The sequence below is a fragment of the Piscinibacter defluvii genome (assembly GCF_004011805.1).
Taxonomy (GTDB): Bacteria; Pseudomonadota; Gammaproteobacteria; order Burkholderiales; family Burkholderiaceae_C; genus Piscinibacter; species Piscinibacter defluvii.
On record NZ_ML137196.1, the window covers coordinates 755,238 to 770,123 of the forward strand.

Genomic DNA, 14,886 nt, shown 5'->3' on the forward strand with positions numbered 1-14,886 from the left:
ATGTGTCTGCCGCCTCCCTGACCCCGCTCGCCGTCCTGCACGAGGTGTTCGGCTACCCGGCCTTCCGCGGCCAGCAGCAGGCGATCGTCGAACACGTCACGGCCGGCGGCGACGCGCTGGTGCTGATGCCCACCGGCGGCGGCAAGAGCCTGTGCTACCAGGTGCCGGCGATCGTGCGCCACCGGCGCGAGCGCGGCGTGGCCGTCGTCGTGAGCCCGCTGATCGCACTGATGCACGACCAGGTCGGCGCGCTCGAGGAGGCCGGCGTGCACGCCGCCTTCCTGAACTCGACGCTGACGCTCGAGGAGGCGCAGCGCATCGAGCGCGAGATGATGTCGGGCCGCCTGGTGCTGCTGTATGCCGCGCCGGAGCGCGTGACCACGCCGCGCTTCCTGGCCCAGCTCGACTCGCTGCACGAGCGCGGGCTGCTCAGCCTGTTCGCCATCGACGAGGCGCACTGCGTCAGCCAGTGGGGGCATGACTTCCGCGAGGACTACCTCGCGCTGAACGTGCTGCACGAGCGCTACGCCGACGTGCCGCGCATCGCGCTGACCGCCACCGCCGACGACCTGACGCGCGCCGACATCATCGAGCGGCTGCAGCTGGGCTCGGCGCAGGTCTTCGTCAGCAGCTTCGACCGGCCCAACATCCGCTACGCGATCGTCGAGAAGGACGACGCGCGGCGCCAGCTGCTGCGCTTCATCCGCGACGAGCACGAGGGCGACGCGGGCATCGTCTACTGCCTCTCGCGCAAGAAGGTCGAGGAGACGGCGGCCTGGCTGAACGAGGAGGGCATCGCTGCACTGCCCTACCACGCGGGCCTCGACGCCGACGTGCGCCGGCGCCACCAGGACCGCTTCCTGCGTGACGAGGGCGTGGTGATGGTCGCCACCATCGCCTTCGGCATGGGCATCGACAAGCCCGACGTGCGCTTCGTCGCCCACCTCGACCTGCCGAAGAACATCGAGAGCTACTACCAGGAGACCGGCCGCGCCGGCCGCGACGGCGAGCCGGCCGACGCCTGGATGGCCTACGGCCTGCAGGACGTGGTGAACCAGCGCCGCATGATCGACGAGAGCCCGGCCGGCGAGGAGTTCAAGCGCGGCCAGCGCGCCAAGCTCGACGCGCTGCTCGCGCTGGCCGAGGCGCACGACTGCCGGCGTGTGCGGCTGCTGGCCTACTTCGGCGAGCCGAGCTCACCCTGCGGCAACTGCGACAACTGCCTGAATCCGCCCGCCACCTGGGACGCGACCGAGGCGGCGCGCAAGGCGCTGTCCTGCGTCTACCGTTTCCACCAGAACCACGGCCAGCGCTTCGGCGCCGTGCACCTGATCGACGTGCTGCGCGGGAAGTCCACCGACAAGGTGGCGCAGTACCACCACGAGCGGCTCTCGACCTTCGGCATCGGTGCGGACATCCCCGAGGCGCAGTGGCGCAGCGTGCTGCGCCAGCTGATCGCGCTCGGCCACCTGCGCGCCGAGGGCGAGTACAACACCCTGGAGCTGACCGAGAGCGCGCGCAGCGTGCTGCGCGGCGAGGTGCAGCTGCTGCTGCGGGTGCCGGCCGAGCACCCCAAGCGCGGCCGCGCCGCGAGGGCCGGCGGCACCAGGGAGAAGGCCGCGCCCGTGCCGCTGGACGCCGACGGCCAGCGCCGCTACGCCGCCCTGAAGGCCTGGCGCGCCGAAGTGGCGCGCGAGCACAACCTGCCGGCCTACATCGTGTTCCACGACGCCACGCTGGCCGAGATGGCGCGCAGCCAGCCGGCCTCGCTCGATGCGCTCGGCCGGATCAGCGGCGTCGGCGCGCGCAAGCTCGAGGCCTACGGGCGCGACATCCTGCGCGTGCTCGAGGCCGCGCCCTGATCAGGGCGTGACCGTCAGCACCAGCTCGCGGCTGTCGGCGCGTTCGCCCCAGCCGTCGGTGGCGCGCGCGAACAGGCGCAGCGTGGTGCGGCCGTCGTCGGGCACGAGCACGTCCCATTCGTAGGGTGCGCTGAGGTCGCTGGCGACGAACACGGCACGATCGCCGTCGATGCGGTACAGCGCCACCTCGTCGATGCCGTTCTCGTCGGCCGCGGCCGCGACCACGCGCACCGTGCCGCCGGCCGGCACGCTGGTCACCGGCGCCGCGAGGTTGACCGAGGGCGGGCCGAAATCGTCGTCGCCCCAGCCCAGGTAGATCCCGCCGCCGCAGCCGGCCAGAACGGCGGTGGCGAGCAGGCTGGCGAGGGCATGGCGGCGACGCATGGCGCGATGCTACGCCGCCCCGCTCAGCGCCGTGCGAGCCGGGTGATCTCCTCGCCGACCAGGCGCACGATCAGCCGGTCCAGCGTCTGCACCGAGTAGCCGCGCACGTCGTGCGGCGTCTGCGTGCCGGGGCCGCTGCCGGGGTCGTCGGCGTCGCGGTAGGTGAGGAACACGAAGCGGCCGCCGGTGTACTGCGCGAGCTGGCGGAACACGTACTCGCCGGCCTCGTCCAGCCCGCTCGCGCCGACGGCGAACAGCTTGATGCCCTTGGCGAGCGCGGCCTGCATGTCCTCGTCGTATTGCGGCCCGCCGTAGTCCAGGTGCGGCGGTGCGTCGCCGACCAGCACGACCAGGCGCACCGCGTCGCGCCGCCAGGCGAGGCCGTGCACGGCCTCGTGCAGCGCCTCGTTGAGCGCCTCGGGCGTGTCGCCCCCGCCGCCGGCCTGCACGCGGCCGAGCAGCGACTGGAAGGCACCGAGGTCGTCGGTGAAGTCGTGGGTCCGGGTCAGGAAGGCGTCGCCGCGGTCGCGGTAGGCCACCAGGCCCCAGCAGGTGTCGGGCTGGCCGGGCAGCTGGCCGATCTGCTGCGCGATGGAACGCATCGAGGCCTTCAGCTTGGCGATCTCGTCGCCCATCGAGCCGGTGGCGTCGACCAGGAAGACGAGGTCCAGGCGCGGGCGCGCCGACGCCGGCACGCTGTCCAGGCGCAGCTGCAGCGCGGCGCGGTCGTCGCGCCGCAGCGTGGCGCGCGCCGTGGTGCCGCCGTGGCGCACCGCCACGCCCAGGGGGCGCCCGTGCTCGGCACCGACCGCGCGCGGGTGCAGCCACACGCGCCCGGCCGCATCGGTGCGGGCCCAGATCAGCGGCTCGCGCCGGCCGGGGCGCTGCACCGCGACCTCGGCATCGTGCAGCGGCCGGCCCGCGGCATCGAGCACCTCGAGCAGATGGCGCTCGGAGACATCGCGCTCGTGCACCGGCAGGCCGGGGTGCCGGCCGAGGTAGGCGAGGTACTCGCCGAAGTCGGCGTTGTCGTCGACCATGCCGGCGGTGACCGTCTCGCGCGGCCGCGGCGGGCGGCGCGGCATCGGCGGCTCGGGCCAGACCGGGCCCTGGCGCGCCGCATCGGCCGAGGGCGCGGCGGCGGGGGCGGCCTCGCGGCGCGACGAGAGCGCCCCCAGCGCGGCGCCCGAACGTTCCTCGGACTTCTCCATCGGCACCGGCTCCGGCCAGGGCCGACCGCGACCGCGCGGGCCGCCGCCCGGCACCTCGCGCGTGTCGGGCGCGCGGCGGCAGTCGCGCGCGCTCGGCGGCTCGAAGGGCGGCGGGCCGTCGTCCACCGGCGGCTGTTCCTGCCAGACCGGCGGCCAGCGGTCGTTGGCGGCGGCATGGGCCGCGGGTTCGGGCCAGCCCGCGCTGCAGGCGGCCAGCAGGGCGGACAGCGCCAGCGCGGGGGCGGCGAGGCGGGGGACTCTCATCGTGGGCTCCGTCGTCGAGGGGTGACGAAGCGCTGATACGTGCGGAACCGGCGACCGGGGTGAGGTCGCCGTGTCACCCCGGCGGGCACCCTGATCCGTATCAGTGTGCGGATCAGGCAGACTTGCGCCCCGATGAACTCCACGCCCGCCCCCGACGACGACCAGCTGATGGCGGCCTACGCCGCCGGCGAGGCCGCGGCGTTCGAGCAGCTCTACGAGCGGCACCGCCAGGGGCTGTACCGCTTCGTGCGGCGCCTGCTGGGCAGCGCGCATGCCGGCCAGGTGGACGAGCTGTTCCAGGACACCTGGCTGCGTGTGGTGCAGGCACGCGACCGCTGGCAGCCGCAGGGCGCGAGCTTCCGCACCTGGCTCTACACGCTGGCGCACCACCGCGCGGTCGACCTGCTGCGGCGCAGCGGGCGCGAGGTCGCGCTCGACGCCTTCGAGGGCGAGGACGGCGAACCCTGGCAGCCCGAGGCCGCCGCCTGGCAGCACTGGCCCGCGCCTGCCAGCGGCACGCTGCAGGGCGACGAGCTGGCGTTCTGGCGCCGTGCGGGCGAGCGGCTGCTGCAGTGCCTGGACCAGCTGCCGCTGGCGCAGCGCAGCGCCTTCCTGCTGCACCATGACGACGGCCTGTCGCTGCCCGACGTGGCGCGTGCGCTCGAGGTCGGCTTCGAGACCGCCAAGACCCGGCTGCGCTACGCGATGAGCAAGCTGCGCGGCTGCATGGGCGCCTACCTGGCCCCGGATCCGAAATGACCGGCACCGACGACCCGCTCCCGCCCGACCCGTGGCTGCGCGAGGCGCTGCGCCACGCGCCCGACGCCGCCGACTGGCCGCCGGCCAAGCTCGACGACCACATCCTGCGCATGGGCCGCGCCGCGGTCGCGCCGCGCCCGGCACCCACCCCGCCGGCCCCGCCGAGCCTGGGCGAACGGCTGCTGGCGGCCTGGGACTGGCTCGCGCGCCCGCCGGTGGCCGCCGGCTTCGCGAGCCTGCTGGTGGCCACCGTGGTCGGGGTGATGTGGTGGGACCGGCCGCTGCAGGAGACGCTGCCGCCGCGCGAATCGGCGCCCACGGCCACCGCCGCCGCCGAGGCCGACACCGTGCCCGCGCCGACACCGGCGCCGGCCCCCGCCATCGTGTCGCGCGGCGCACCCGAATCGCCGCCCGCACCCGCAGCGCGCCCACCCGAGCCGAAGGAGACGGCGCGCAAGGCGGCCGCGCCCGAACCGCCGGTGCCGGCCGCGCCGCCGCCGGGCGCGAGGCCGGAACCGGCACGTGAGCTGGCCGCCGAGCGCGCATCGCGCGAGAAGACAGAGAAGGCCGAGAAGGCCGAGCGGACCCTGGATGCGGAGGCCACGAACCGGAGCCTGCTCGAGCGGCGTGCCGACGCGGCGGCGCCGGCGCAGCCGGCCCTGTCCGCCGCGCCGCCGGCGGCCTCGGCCCTCGGCGCCGCGCCGTCCGGGCTCGTGGGCGGCCTGCGTGCCCGCGCCGCGGTCGGCACGATCGAGACGCCGTCTCTCAGCAACCTGCGCTTCGAGATCAAGCCGCGGGCGCAGGCCTGGACCTGGCAGCGCGACGGCGGCGCCGAACGCCCGATGGACGACGCGATGCAGGACTGGATCGCGCTGGCCGACCGCACGGCGCGGCCGCACTGGAACCCCGGCCCGGCCGCCGGCGAGGGCGCCACGACGACGCTGCGCTTCCTGCGCGACGGCAACCTCAAGGCCACCCTGCGCATCGGCCCGAAGGGCCTGCGGCTGGACCGCTTCGGCAAGACCGAATCCGCCGAGCTCTCCAGCGCGCAGACCGCGACGCTCGCCAGCGCGCTCGACGCCCTGGGCCCCTGATCGCGCGCCGGGCCGCGTGGCTATCATGGGCGGTTTGCGCCCAGCGTCACCGATGTCGTCCCCGCCCGCAGTTCCCCCGGCGCGCCCGGAATCGCCCGTCATCCGCGTGCGGGGGGCGCGCACCCACAACCTGAAGAACATCGACCTCGACATCCCGCGCCACCGCCTGGTGGTGATCACCGGGCTGTCGGGTTCGGGCAAGTCCAGCCTGGCGTTCGACACGCTGTATGCCGAAGGCCAGCGGCGTTACGTCGAGAGCCTGTCGGCCTACGCGCGGCAGTTCCTGCAACTGATGGACAAGCCCGACGTCGACGTGATCGAGGGCCTGTCGCCGGCCATCAGCATCGAGCAGAAGGCCACCAGCCACAACCCGCGCTCGACGGTCGGCACGGTCACCGAGATCCACGACTACCTGCGCCTGCTCTACGCCCGCGCCGGCACGCCCTTCTGCCCGGACCACGGCCTGCCGCTGCAGGCGCAGAGCGTGAGCCAGATGGTCGACGCCGCCCTCGCGCTGCCCGAGGGCACGCGGCTGATGGTGCTGGCGCCGGTGGTGCGCGACCGCAAGGGCGAGTTCGCCGAGCTGTTCGCCGACATGCAGGCGCAGGGCTACGTGCGCTTCCGCGTCGACGGCGCGGCCTACGAGGCGGCCGAGGTGCCGAAGCTGAAGAAGGCCGAGAAACACGACATCGACGTCGTGATCGACCGCGTCAAGGTGCAGGTGGGTCTGCAGCAGCGCCTCGCCGAGAGCTTCGAGGCCGCGCTGCGCATCGCCGAGGGCCGCGCCATCGCGCTGGAGATGGACTCGGGCCGGGAGCATCTGTTCTCGAGCAAGTTCGCCTGCCCGGTGTGCAGCTACTCGCTCTCGGAACTCGAGCCGCGCCTGTTCTCGTTCAACTCGCCGGTGGGCGCCTGCCCGAGCTGCGACGGCCTCGGCCAGGTGACGGTGTTCGACCCGGAGCGCGTGGTCGCCTTCCCCTCGCTGAGCCTGGCCAGCGGCGCGGTCAAGGGCTGGGATAGGCGCAACGGCTACACCTTCTCGCTGCTGGAGAGCGTGGCGCGGCACTACGGCTTCGACATCGACGCGCCGTTCGAGGAGCTGCCGAAGACAGCGCAGAAGGTGCTGCTGTACGGCTCGGGCACGGAGGACGTGGAGTTCGTCTACCAGGCCGAGGGCACACGCGGCAAGGCGCGGGTGGTCAAGCGCTGGCATCCCTTCGAAGGGATCATCCCGAACTTCGAGCGGCGCTTTCGCGAGACCGACTCGGCCGCGGTGCGCGAGGACCTGGCGCGCTACCAGGCCGCGCGCCCCTGCCCCGACTGCGAGGGCTCGCGGCTGCGCCGCGAGGCGCGCCACGTGTTCCTGGTGGACGCGGGCAGCGGCCGGCGCGAGCCGATCTACCGCGTCGAGCACTTCACGCTGCGCGACTGCCTCGACTACTTCGCCGCGCTGAAGCTCGAAGGCGCCAAGGCCGAGATCGCCGACAAGGTGGTGCGCGAGATCGCCGCGCGGCTGAAGTTCCTCAACGACGTCGGCCTGAACTACCTCAGCCTGGAGCGCTCGGCCGACACGCTCTCGGGCGGCGAGGCGCAGCGCATCCGCCTGGCCAGCCAGATCGGCTCGGGCCTGACCGGCGTGATGTACGTGCTCGACGAACCCAGCATCGGGTTGCACCAGCGCGACAACGCGCGCCTGATCGACACGCTCAAGCACCTGCGCGACCTGGGCAACAGCGTGCTGGTGGTCGAGCACGACGAGGACGCGATCCGCGCCGCCGACCACGTGATCGACCTCGGCCCGGGCGCCGGCGTGCACGGCGGCCGGGTGATCGCACAGGGCACGGCCGACGAGGTGGCGGCGCACCCGGACTCGCTGACCGGCCGCTACCTCGCGCGCACGCTGGCCGTGCCGGTGCCGGCGCGGCGCCGGCGCCTGGCCGACAGCACCGACCCGCAGCAGCTGAGGATCGTCGGCGCGCGCGGCAACAACCTGAAGAACGTGTCGGTGGAGATCCCGGTCGGGCTGTTCAGCTGCGTCACCGGCGTGTCGGGCTCGGGCAAGAGCACGCTGGTCAACGACACGCTGTACGCCGCCGTCGCGCGCAAGCTCTACAACAGCCACCTCGACGCCGCGCCGCACGACACCATCGAGGGCCTGGAAGCCTTCGACAAGGTGATCAACGTCGACCAGAGCCCGATCGGCCGCACGCCGCGCTCCAACCCGGCCACCTACACGGGCCTGTTCACGCCCATCCGCGAGCTGTTCGCCGAGGTGCCGGCGGCGCGCGAGCGCGGCTACGGGCCCGGGCGCTTCAGCTTCAACGTGGCCGGCGGGCGCTGCGAGGCCTGCCAGGGCGACGGCGTGCTGAAGGTCGAGATGCACTTCCTGCCCGACGTCTACGTGCCCTGCGACGTCTGCCACGGCCGGCGCTACAACCGCGAGACGCTGGAGGTGCTCTACAAGGGCCGCAACATCACCGAGGTGCTGGACATGACGGTGGAGGACGCGTTTGCGTTCTTCTCCGCCGTGCCGGCACTCGCCCGCAAGCTGCAGACGCTGCTGGACGTGGGCCTGGGCTACATCCGCCTGGGCCAGAGCGCCACCACGCTCTCGGGCGGCGAGGCGCAGCGCGTCAAGCTGGCGCTCGAGCTCAGCAAGCGCGACACAGGGCGCACGCTCTACATCCTCGACGAGCCGACCACCGGGCTGCACTTCGCCGACATCGCGCTGCTGCTGAAGGTGCTGCACCAGCTGCGCGACGCCGGCAACACCATCGTCGTGATCGAGCACAACCTGGACGTCATCAAGACCGCCGACTGGCTGGTCGACATGGGCCCCGAGGGCGGCGCTGGCGGCGGCACGGTGGTGGCGCAGGGCACGCCCGAGCAGGTGGCCGCGAACCCGGCCAGCCACACCGGGCGCTACCTGGCGCCGCTGCTGGCCCAGTAGGGTCATGGCCGCGCTCGCTAGACTGCGCCCCATTCCAACCAGGACACGCAGGAGACGGCGATGGGTCTGACGGTCGACTACTACTTCGCGCCCAATTCGCCGTGGACCTACCTGGGCCACGAACGCTTCGCCGAGATCGCGAAGGCGGCCGGCGCGGCGATCAACGTGCTGCCGGTGGATCTCGGCGGCAAGGTGTTCCCGGTCTCCGGCGGGCTGCCCCTGGCCAAGCGCGCGCCGCAGCGCCAGGCCTACCGCCTGCTCGAGCTGCGGCGCTTCAGCGAGTTCCTCGGCCGGCCGATCGTGCTGCAGCCGAAGTACTTCCCGGTCTCCGCCGACGACGCGGCCAAGCTGATCATCGCGGTCGACCTGGCCGACGGGAGCGATGCCGCAATGCGTCTGACCGGCCGCATCCTGCGCGGCGTGTGGGTCGACGAACGCAACATCGCCGACGCCCGGGAGCTGGCCGCGATGCTGGCCGAGGAGGGCCTGGACGCGCGCCGTCTCGACGAATCGATGTCGCAGGCCGTGCACGAGCGCTACGAGGCCGACAGCCAGCGCGCCATCGACGCCGGCGTGTTCGGCGCGCCGAGCTACGTGGTCGACGGCGAGCTGTTCTGGGGGCAGGACCGGCTGGACTTCCTCCAGCGCCGGCTCGCCCGGGGCTGAGCGCGATGCGCCGCCGCGTCGTCGCCACGCTGCTGCTCGCGCTGGCCGGCGCGGCCGGCGCCCAGACCTACACCGGCCCGATCTTCGACGCCCACCTGCACTACAACGACGAGGCGTGGCAGGCCGAGCACACGTTGCCCGACGTGATCGGCCGGCTGCAGAGGAGCGGCGTGCGCGCGGTGATCGCCAACAGCCGGCCGAACGACGGCACGAAGACGCTCGCCGCGGCGCGCGAGCAGACCCGCGCCGCCGGCATCACCGTGGTGCCCTTCGTGCGCCTGTACCGCAACCGCGCCGACTACACCGGCTGGTTCGCCGACGAGAGCATCCACACGATGGTGCTGTCCGAGCTGGCGGCCGGCACGGCCACCGGCCCCTACCGCGGGCTGGGCGAGTTCCACCTCTACGACAGCGCCAACGCCAACGGCCCGGTGGCCGCGAAGCTGATGCAGCTGGCGCAGGAGCGCAACCTTGCCGTGCTGGCGCACGTGGACGACACGGCGATCGACCTGCTGATGGCGCACGCCCCACGCGCCCGGCTGATCTGGGCCCACACCGGCATCGGCGGCGCCAGCGTCGAGCGGGTGCACGCACTGCTGCAGAAGTACCCTGCGCTGATGGGCGAACTCTCCTACCGCCCGGGCCTGACCGGCGCCGGCGGCGCGCTGAGCGCGGAATGGAAGGCGCTGCTGACGGCCTTTCCCGAGCGCTTCCTGCTCGGCTCGGACACCTGGATCAACGCGCGCTGGGCCGGCTACGAGGGCCTGATGGCCGATGCGCGGCGCTGGCTGGCCGACCTGCCGGCGCCGGTGGCGCGGCGCATCGCCTGGGAGAACGGGGCGCGGCTGTTCGGGCTGCCCCTGACCGTCGATTGAGGCCGGAATTAAAAAAGCCGGTGCGAAGCACCGGCTCTTGCGTCGCTGCGGCCCCAGGCCGCGGCGCATCACTTCAGGTGGCTGTTGATCAGCTTGGTCATCTCGAACATCGAGACCTGCGCCTTCTTGAAGATCTCCTTCAGCTTGGCGTCGGCGTTGATCATCGTCTTCTTGGCCTGGTCCTGGAGCTTGTTGGACTTGATGTAGTCCCACACCTTCTTCGTGACCTCGGTGCGCGGGTACGGGCCCTTGCCGATGATGGCGGCCAGCGCTTCGCTCGGGGTCATCGCCTTCATGAAGGCGGCGTTCGGGGTGCGCTTCTTGGCCGGAGCCTTCTTCGCGGCGGCCTTCTTGGCCGGGGCCGCCTTCTTCGCCGGGGCCGCCTTCTTGGCGGGGGCCTTCTTCGCAGCGGCCTTCTTGGCCGGAGCCGCCTTCTTCGCCGGGGCCTTCTTGGCCGCAGCCTTCTTCGCAGTTGCCATGTTGATTCTCTCCATCAAGAGTTGTTGATGTGCCCGGGATGGGCGAGATCCACATGAGACCTCATTTCTCCATAACACCGCGCGGTGCGAATGGTACTGCGTGCTCAGAGGAGCGAGAAGGGGTTTTCACTCTGAAAACACGCATTCTTCAGAGGAGAGCGACGGTTTTGTCGCTGCGCAACGTCACTGCGATGCGTCGAGCAGCGTGCGCGAGACCTCCTCGAGGCGCGCGCAGCCGCACAGCGCGAGCGCGATCTCGAGCTCGTCGCGCAGCCGGCGCAGCGCCTGCGCGAGGGCCTGCGGCCCGCCGGCCGCATAGGCGAACAGCGCGCTGCGGCCCACCAGCACCGCGCTCGCGCCGAGCGCCAGCGCCTTCAGCACGTCGGTGCCGCGGCGGATGCCGCCGTCCACCAGCAGCGGCAGCGTGCCGCCCAGCGCGTCGGCGATGCGCGGCAGCGCGACCGCGGTAGGGGTGACCGTATCGAGCGTGCGCCCGCCGTGGTTGGAGACGATCAGCCCGGCGACGCCGAGCGCGCGAGCGCGGCGCGCGTCGTCGGCGCGCAGCACGCCCTTGAGCAGCAGCGGCAGGCCCGCCGCGTCGCGCAGCCAGGCCACGTCGTCCCAGGTCGGCGCGTGCTCGACCAGGCCGCCGCACAGGGCACCGGGCGAGACCGCAGGCACCGGCCGGTCGTCGTAGTGCACCGCGGCGATGCCCGCGGGGATGCGGAAGCCGGCGCGCCGCTCGCGCTCGCGCGGGCCCTGCACCGGCGCGTCGACGGTCAGCACGAGCGCCTCGAAGCCGGCGGCGCGCGCGCGGTCCACGAGCGCGCGGTCGAAGCCGCGGTCGCCGCTCAGGTAGAGCTGGAACCACAGCGGTCCGCGCCCCGGCTCGTCCCGCACGTGGCGCGCCACCTCCTCGAGCGCCACGCTGGTCATGCCGCTGAGCACCACGCCGGCGCCCTGGGTAGCGGCGGCCAGCGCGCTGCCGGCCTCGCCGAGCGGATGAAGCAGGCGCTGGTAGGCGGCCGGGGCGAGCAGCAGCGGCGTGGCCAGTTCGCGCCCGAGCAGCATCGAGCGGGTGTGCGCACCGCGCAGCGGACGCAGCACGCTCGGCCACAACGCGAGCGCCTCCCAGGCCGCGCGGTTGCCGCGCAGGCTGATCTCGTCGGCCGCGCCGCCCGACAACCAGGACCAGACCGGCTCGGGCAGGCGCGCTCGCGCCTGCGCCTCGATGTCGTCCGGCCCGATCGCGTGGCTCACGTGTCGGCCCACATCCGCAGCAGGTTGTGGTACGTGCCGGTCAGCGCCACCGACTCGGGCGAGTCCGGGTCGCGCTCGCGCAGCGCGATCAGCGTGCGGTCCAGCTCGTGCAGCAAGCGGCGCTGCTCGGGGCGGCGCACCATGCTCTCGATCCAGAAGAAGCTCGCCAGCCGCGCGCCGCGGGTCACCGGCTCGACGCGATGCACGCTGCCGGACGGGTAGATCACCGCGGCGCCCGCCGGCAGCTTGACGCGCCGTGCGCCGGTATCGGTCTCGATCACCAGCTCGCCGCCGTCGTACTCGGCTGGGTCGCTGAGGAACACGGTGCAGGAGACGTCGCAGCGCACCCGGGTGCCGTCGGGCGCGAAGCGGACCGCCTGGTCGACGTGGTTGCCGTAGTGGCTGCCGTCGCCGCGGTAGCGGTTGAAGAACGGCGGCAGCACGCGCTTGGGCAGCGCGGCCGAGAAGAAGCCGGCGTGCCGGCCGAGCGCCTCCAGCACCAGGGCCTGCAGCGCGCGCGCCGCCTCGCCGCGCGGGGCCAGCTGCTGGTTGTGCTTGACCCGCGCCGCCTGCGGCCCGGCAGTCTCGCGGCCGTCGACCCAGTCGCCCGCCTCCAGCAGCGCGCGGGCGCGCGCCAGGCCGGCGGCGTCCAGCAGGTCGGCGATCTCGAGCAGCATGGCGCGCGTGTCCTCAGAAGCTCATCGTGCCGGTCAGCTGCACGGTGCGCGGCTTGCCGGGGATGTAGTGGCCGCGGTAGAGCTGGTCGGCGTAGTGCTTGTCGGCCACGTTGGTGACGTTCAGCTTCCAGGCCACCGCGCCGGGCGTGTATTCGGCCATCAGGTCGGCGGTGACGAAACTCGGCGCGACCACCTTGGAATCCTCGGCGAGGCCGACCGGCCGGTCCTTGCCGCGTGCGTTCAGGCCGGCGCCGACGCGCCATTGCGGCGTGAGCCGGTAGGTGGTCCAGATCGTGCCGCTGTGGCGCGGCGTGAGGCCCGGGCGCCTGCCGACCGTCTCGGTGCCCGGCGCGCCCGACGAGGCGTCGACGCTGGCCACCGGGATGAAGGCATAGGAGCCGAACACCTCCCACTGCGGCGTGATGCGACCGGTCAGGTCCAGCTCCACGCCGGCGGTGTGGCGCTCGCCCGAGAGCACGTAGTTGCAGGCGTTGGCGGAGTCGCTGTCGCGGTTGCGCTCGTTGTACTTGGTCGAGTGGAACAACGCGACGCGGCTGGTGAAGCTGCCGCCCGCCGAATCCAGCCGCGCGCCGAGCTCGATGTTGCGGCTCGACTCCGGCTCGGTGGCGGAGGTGCCGGGGTCGTACTGGTAGGTGTCGCCCGAGGTGTTGAACGAGGTGCCGTAGCTGAAGTGGTAGCTCTGCCGCTCGCTCGGCTGGAACAGCACGCCGAAGCGCTTGCTCCACAGCGAGTCGCTACGCGAGAGCCGCGTGCCCGGCTGGGTGGCGCACACGTTCGGGCCCCCCGGGCCCGGGTTCGGCACCTGCGCGATGTTCTCGTAGCGGCCCTCGAAGCGGTCCCAGCGAAGGCCGGCGAGCAGCTTCCACATCGGCGCCAGCTCGAGCAGGTCCTGCACGTAGACGCCCAGCGCCTTGGCGTCGAAGGTCCGGGTCTTGACCAGGCGGCGCGAGGCCTCGTTGATCGTCGCGCCGTCGTCGGGCGTGCCGACCGTGGTGCTGGGCTTGATCAGCACCGGCGAATCGGCGGCCAGGCCGAGGTTCTCGAACTTCTCGTGCGCCGCGTCCACGCCGGCCAGCAGCGCGTGCGACCGGCCGAACCAGCGGTGCGTGCCGCTGTAGTCGCTCTGCAGCGAGACGGTGTCCATCGACATGTTCTTCAGTTGCACCCGGTCGCCGCCGGAGCGTGTCAGCACCGTGCCCGACCCGAAGGTGTCGGCGCTGACCGCCTGGCCGTCGGGCTGCAGCTCGGCCGGCGCGAAGCGGATCGCACTGGCGCGCTGGTCGCGCCAGTAGCTCGCCAGGCGCAGCGCGGTGCGCAGCTCGCGGCCTTCGCCGAATCGGTGCACGTGCGCGGCGGTGCCCTGCGAGGTGCCGGTGTGCGCGTAGTCGCTGGCCATGCCGTAGACGTTCTTGGGATCGGTGGTCCAGAGCCAGTTGCCGCCGCTCGCCGGGCCCGGCTCCAGCCAGGGCAGGCCGTAGTGCACGCCGTTCTCGTTGACGAGGTGGTACAGGCCGAGCGACACCTCGTCGGCCGTGCCGATGCCGAATCGCCAGGTCGGCGCGATGCCCCACTTGTCGATCTTCGCGCCGGCGTTGTCGGCCTGGTTCAGCATCGTGTTGAGGCGGAAGGCGGCGTCTTCGCCGGTCTTCAGGTTGAAGTCGGCGGTGGTGCGCAGGTAGCCGAGGCTGCCGATCGTCACCGCCAGTTCGTTCTGGTTCAGCAGGCGGGGCTGCTTGGTGACCTGGTTGACGGCCCCGCCGGTCGAGCCGCGGCCGAACAGCATCGAGGCCGAGCCGCGCAACAGCTCGAGGCGCTCCCAGTTGAACGAGTCGCGCTCGTAGAAGGCCGGGTCGCGCATGCCGTCGATGAAGATGTCGCCGGTGCTCGCGAGCGAGAAGCCGCGCAGGCGGATGTCCTCCTCGCCGCCCTCGGCGGCCTGGAAGGTGATGCCGGCGGTGTTGCGCAGCGCGTCCTTCAGGGTGTCGAGGTTGCGGTCGTCGATCAGCTTCTCGGTGACGATGGTGACCGACTGCGGCACGTCGCGCAGTTCCTGCACGCCCTTGCCGATGGTGGTGGTGGTGGCGCGCACCGACTCCTTGTCGGTCTCGGTCTTGGCGCGCACCGGCACGGGTGCGAGCGTGGTCTCGGGGGTGGCCTGGGCCAGCGCCTGCGGCTGGATCAGGCCGAAGCCGGCGGCGAGTGCGCCCAGCGGCAGCAGTCTGGTGGGATCAGGCCTCCGCCGGGCCGTCCCAAGGATGGCCTGCGCCCCCTCGGGGGGCAGCGAACGAATCGAGCGTGGGGGTTTCATCAGTCAGCTCCTCGGTGTGTCTGTCGGGCACGGGCTGGCGAGGGGCTGGCTGGTGCATGGCGGTTGAAGAAGAAAC

At 72.8% G+C, this 14,886-nt stretch carries 12 protein-coding genes; 6 read left to right on the top strand and 6 right to left on the bottom strand.

The features are described from left to right. The first annotated feature begins 2 nt into the window (after positions 1 to 2). Positions 3 to 1,862, top strand: a complete 1,860-nt coding sequence (gene recQ / locus D9C15_RS03385; RefSeq protein ID WP_240668267.1) for a DNA helicase RecQ — start codon at positions 3 to 5, stop codon at positions 1,860 to 1,862. On the opposite strand, the gene D9C15_RS03390 is transcribed toward recQ, so the two are convergent. Beyond that, a complete protein-coding gene (locus tag D9C15_RS03390) occupies positions 1,863 to 2,246 on the bottom strand; it encodes an Ig-like domain-containing protein (RefSeq protein ID WP_127996003.1) in 384 nt (127 codons plus the stop codon). A 23-nt stretch (positions 2,247 to 2,269) separates the two neighbouring features. Then, positions 2,270 to 3,721, bottom strand: a complete 1,452-nt coding sequence (locus D9C15_RS03395; protein ID WP_127996004.1) for a vWA domain-containing protein — start codon at positions 3,719 to 3,721, stop codon at positions 2,270 to 2,272. 132 nt (positions 3,722 to 3,853) lie between these two features. Between D9C15_RS03395 and D9C15_RS03400 the strand changes: the two genes are divergently transcribed. Genes D9C15_RS03400 through D9C15_RS03420 form a run of 5 tightly spaced genes read left to right on the top strand, consistent with a single transcriptional unit; the run spans position 3,854 to position 10,065 of the window. Further along, a complete protein-coding gene (locus D9C15_RS03400) occupies positions 3,854 to 4,480 on the top strand; it encodes a sigma-70 family RNA polymerase sigma factor (protein ID WP_127996005.1) in 627 nt (208 codons plus the stop codon). Then, positions 4,477 to 5,574, top strand: coding sequence for a hypothetical protein (locus tag D9C15_RS03405; RefSeq protein ID WP_127996006.1), 1,098 nt, complete (start codon positions 4,477 to 4,479; stop codon positions 5,572 to 5,574). Before D9C15_RS03400 ends, D9C15_RS03405 begins: the two co-directional genes overlap by 4 nt. A 52-nt stretch (positions 5,575 to 5,626) precedes the next feature. Further along, positions 5,627 to 8,524, top strand: a complete 2,898-nt coding sequence (gene uvrA / locus D9C15_RS03410; protein ID WP_240668268.1) for an excinuclease ABC subunit UvrA — start codon at positions 5,627 to 5,629, stop codon at positions 8,522 to 8,524. A 60-nt stretch (positions 8,525 to 8,584) separates the two neighbouring features. After that, complete coding sequence (locus D9C15_RS03415; RefSeq protein ID WP_127996008.1) at positions 8,585 to 9,190, top strand: 2-hydroxychromene-2-carboxylate isomerase; 606 nt, start codon at positions 8,585 to 8,587, stop codon at positions 9,188 to 9,190. Positions 9,191 to 9,195: 5 nt separating this feature from the next. Further along, a complete protein-coding gene (locus D9C15_RS03420; protein ID WP_127996009.1) occupies positions 9,196 to 10,065 on the top strand; it encodes an amidohydrolase family protein in 870 nt (289 codons plus the stop codon). 68 nt (positions 10,066 to 10,133) lie between these two features. Here the strand turns inward: D9C15_RS03420 and D9C15_RS03425 are convergent, their stop codons facing one another. The 4 genes from D9C15_RS03425 to D9C15_RS03440 all read right to left on the bottom strand — a co-directional run bounded on the left by D9C15_RS03425 (position 10,134) and on the right by D9C15_RS03440 (position 14,810). Beyond that, positions 10,134 to 10,544 carry an SWIB/MDM2 domain-containing protein gene (locus D9C15_RS03425; RefSeq protein ID WP_127996010.1) on the bottom strand — a complete coding sequence of 137 codons (411 nt, stop codon included), beginning with the start codon at positions 10,542 to 10,544 and terminating at the stop codon, positions 10,134 to 10,136. Between the two features lie 183 nt (positions 10,545 to 10,727). Continuing rightward, the gene (locus D9C15_RS03430) at positions 10,728 to 11,804 is read right to left on the bottom strand and encodes an alpha-hydroxy acid oxidase (protein ID WP_240668269.1); all 1,077 of its coding nucleotides are present in this window, start codon (positions 11,802 to 11,804) and stop codon (positions 10,728 to 10,730) included. Beyond that, positions 11,801 to 12,481: a Fe2+-dependent dioxygenase gene (locus tag D9C15_RS03435; protein WP_127996012.1), complete on the bottom strand. Its 681-nt coding sequence runs from the start codon at positions 12,479 to 12,481 to the stop codon at positions 11,801 to 11,803. The genes D9C15_RS03430 and D9C15_RS03435 overlap by 4 nt, the downstream gene beginning before the upstream one ends. Positions 12,482 to 12,494: 13 nt before the next feature. Next, positions 12,495 to 14,810 (bottom strand): TonB-dependent receptor, encoded by a 2,316-nt coding sequence (locus tag D9C15_RS03440; protein ID WP_127996013.1) that lies wholly within the window; start codon positions 14,808 to 14,810, stop codon positions 12,495 to 12,497. Between the last annotated feature and the right edge of the window lie 76 nt (positions 14,811 to 14,886).

What these genes read in the sequence shown, in the direction of transcription:
- D9C15_RS03390 (WP_127996003.1), bottom strand. Translation starts at nt 2,246, where the DNA reads ATGCGTCGCCGCCATGCCCTCGCCAGCCTGCTCGCCACCGCCGTTCTG.
- D9C15_RS03395 (WP_127996004.1), bottom strand. Translation starts at nt 3,721, where the DNA reads ATGAGAGTCCCCCGCCTCGCCGCCCCCGCGCTGGCGCTGTCCGCCCTG.
- D9C15_RS03440 (WP_127996013.1), bottom strand. Translation starts at nt 14,810, where the DNA reads ATGAAACCCCCACGCTCGATTCGTTCGCTGCCCCCCGAGGGGGCGCAG.
- D9C15_RS03400 (WP_127996005.1), top strand. Translation starts at nt 3,854, where the DNA reads ATGAACTCCACGCCCGCCCCCGACGACGACCAGCTGATGGCGGCCTAC.
- D9C15_RS03415 (WP_127996008.1), top strand. Translation starts at nt 8,585, where the DNA reads ATGGGTCTGACGGTCGACTACTACTTCGCGCCCAATTCGCCGTGGACC.
- D9C15_RS03435 (WP_127996012.1), bottom strand. Translation starts at nt 12,481, where the DNA reads ATGCTGCTCGAGATCGCCGACCTGCTGGACGCCGCCGGCCTGGCGCGC.
- D9C15_RS03425 (WP_127996010.1), bottom strand. Translation starts at nt 10,544, where the DNA reads ATGGCAACTGCGAAGAAGGCTGCGGCCAAGAAGGCCCCGGCGAAGAAG.
- D9C15_RS03420 (WP_127996009.1), top strand. Translation starts at nt 9,196, where the DNA reads ATGCGCCGCCGCGTCGTCGCCACGCTGCTGCTCGCGCTGGCCGGCGCG.
- D9C15_RS03405 (WP_127996006.1), top strand. Translation starts at nt 4,477, where the DNA reads ATGACCGGCACCGACGACCCGCTCCCGCCCGACCCGTGGCTGCGCGAG.
- uvrA (WP_240668268.1), top strand. Translation starts at nt 5,627, where the DNA reads ATGTCGTCCCCGCCCGCAGTTCCCCCGGCGCGCCCGGAATCGCCCGTC.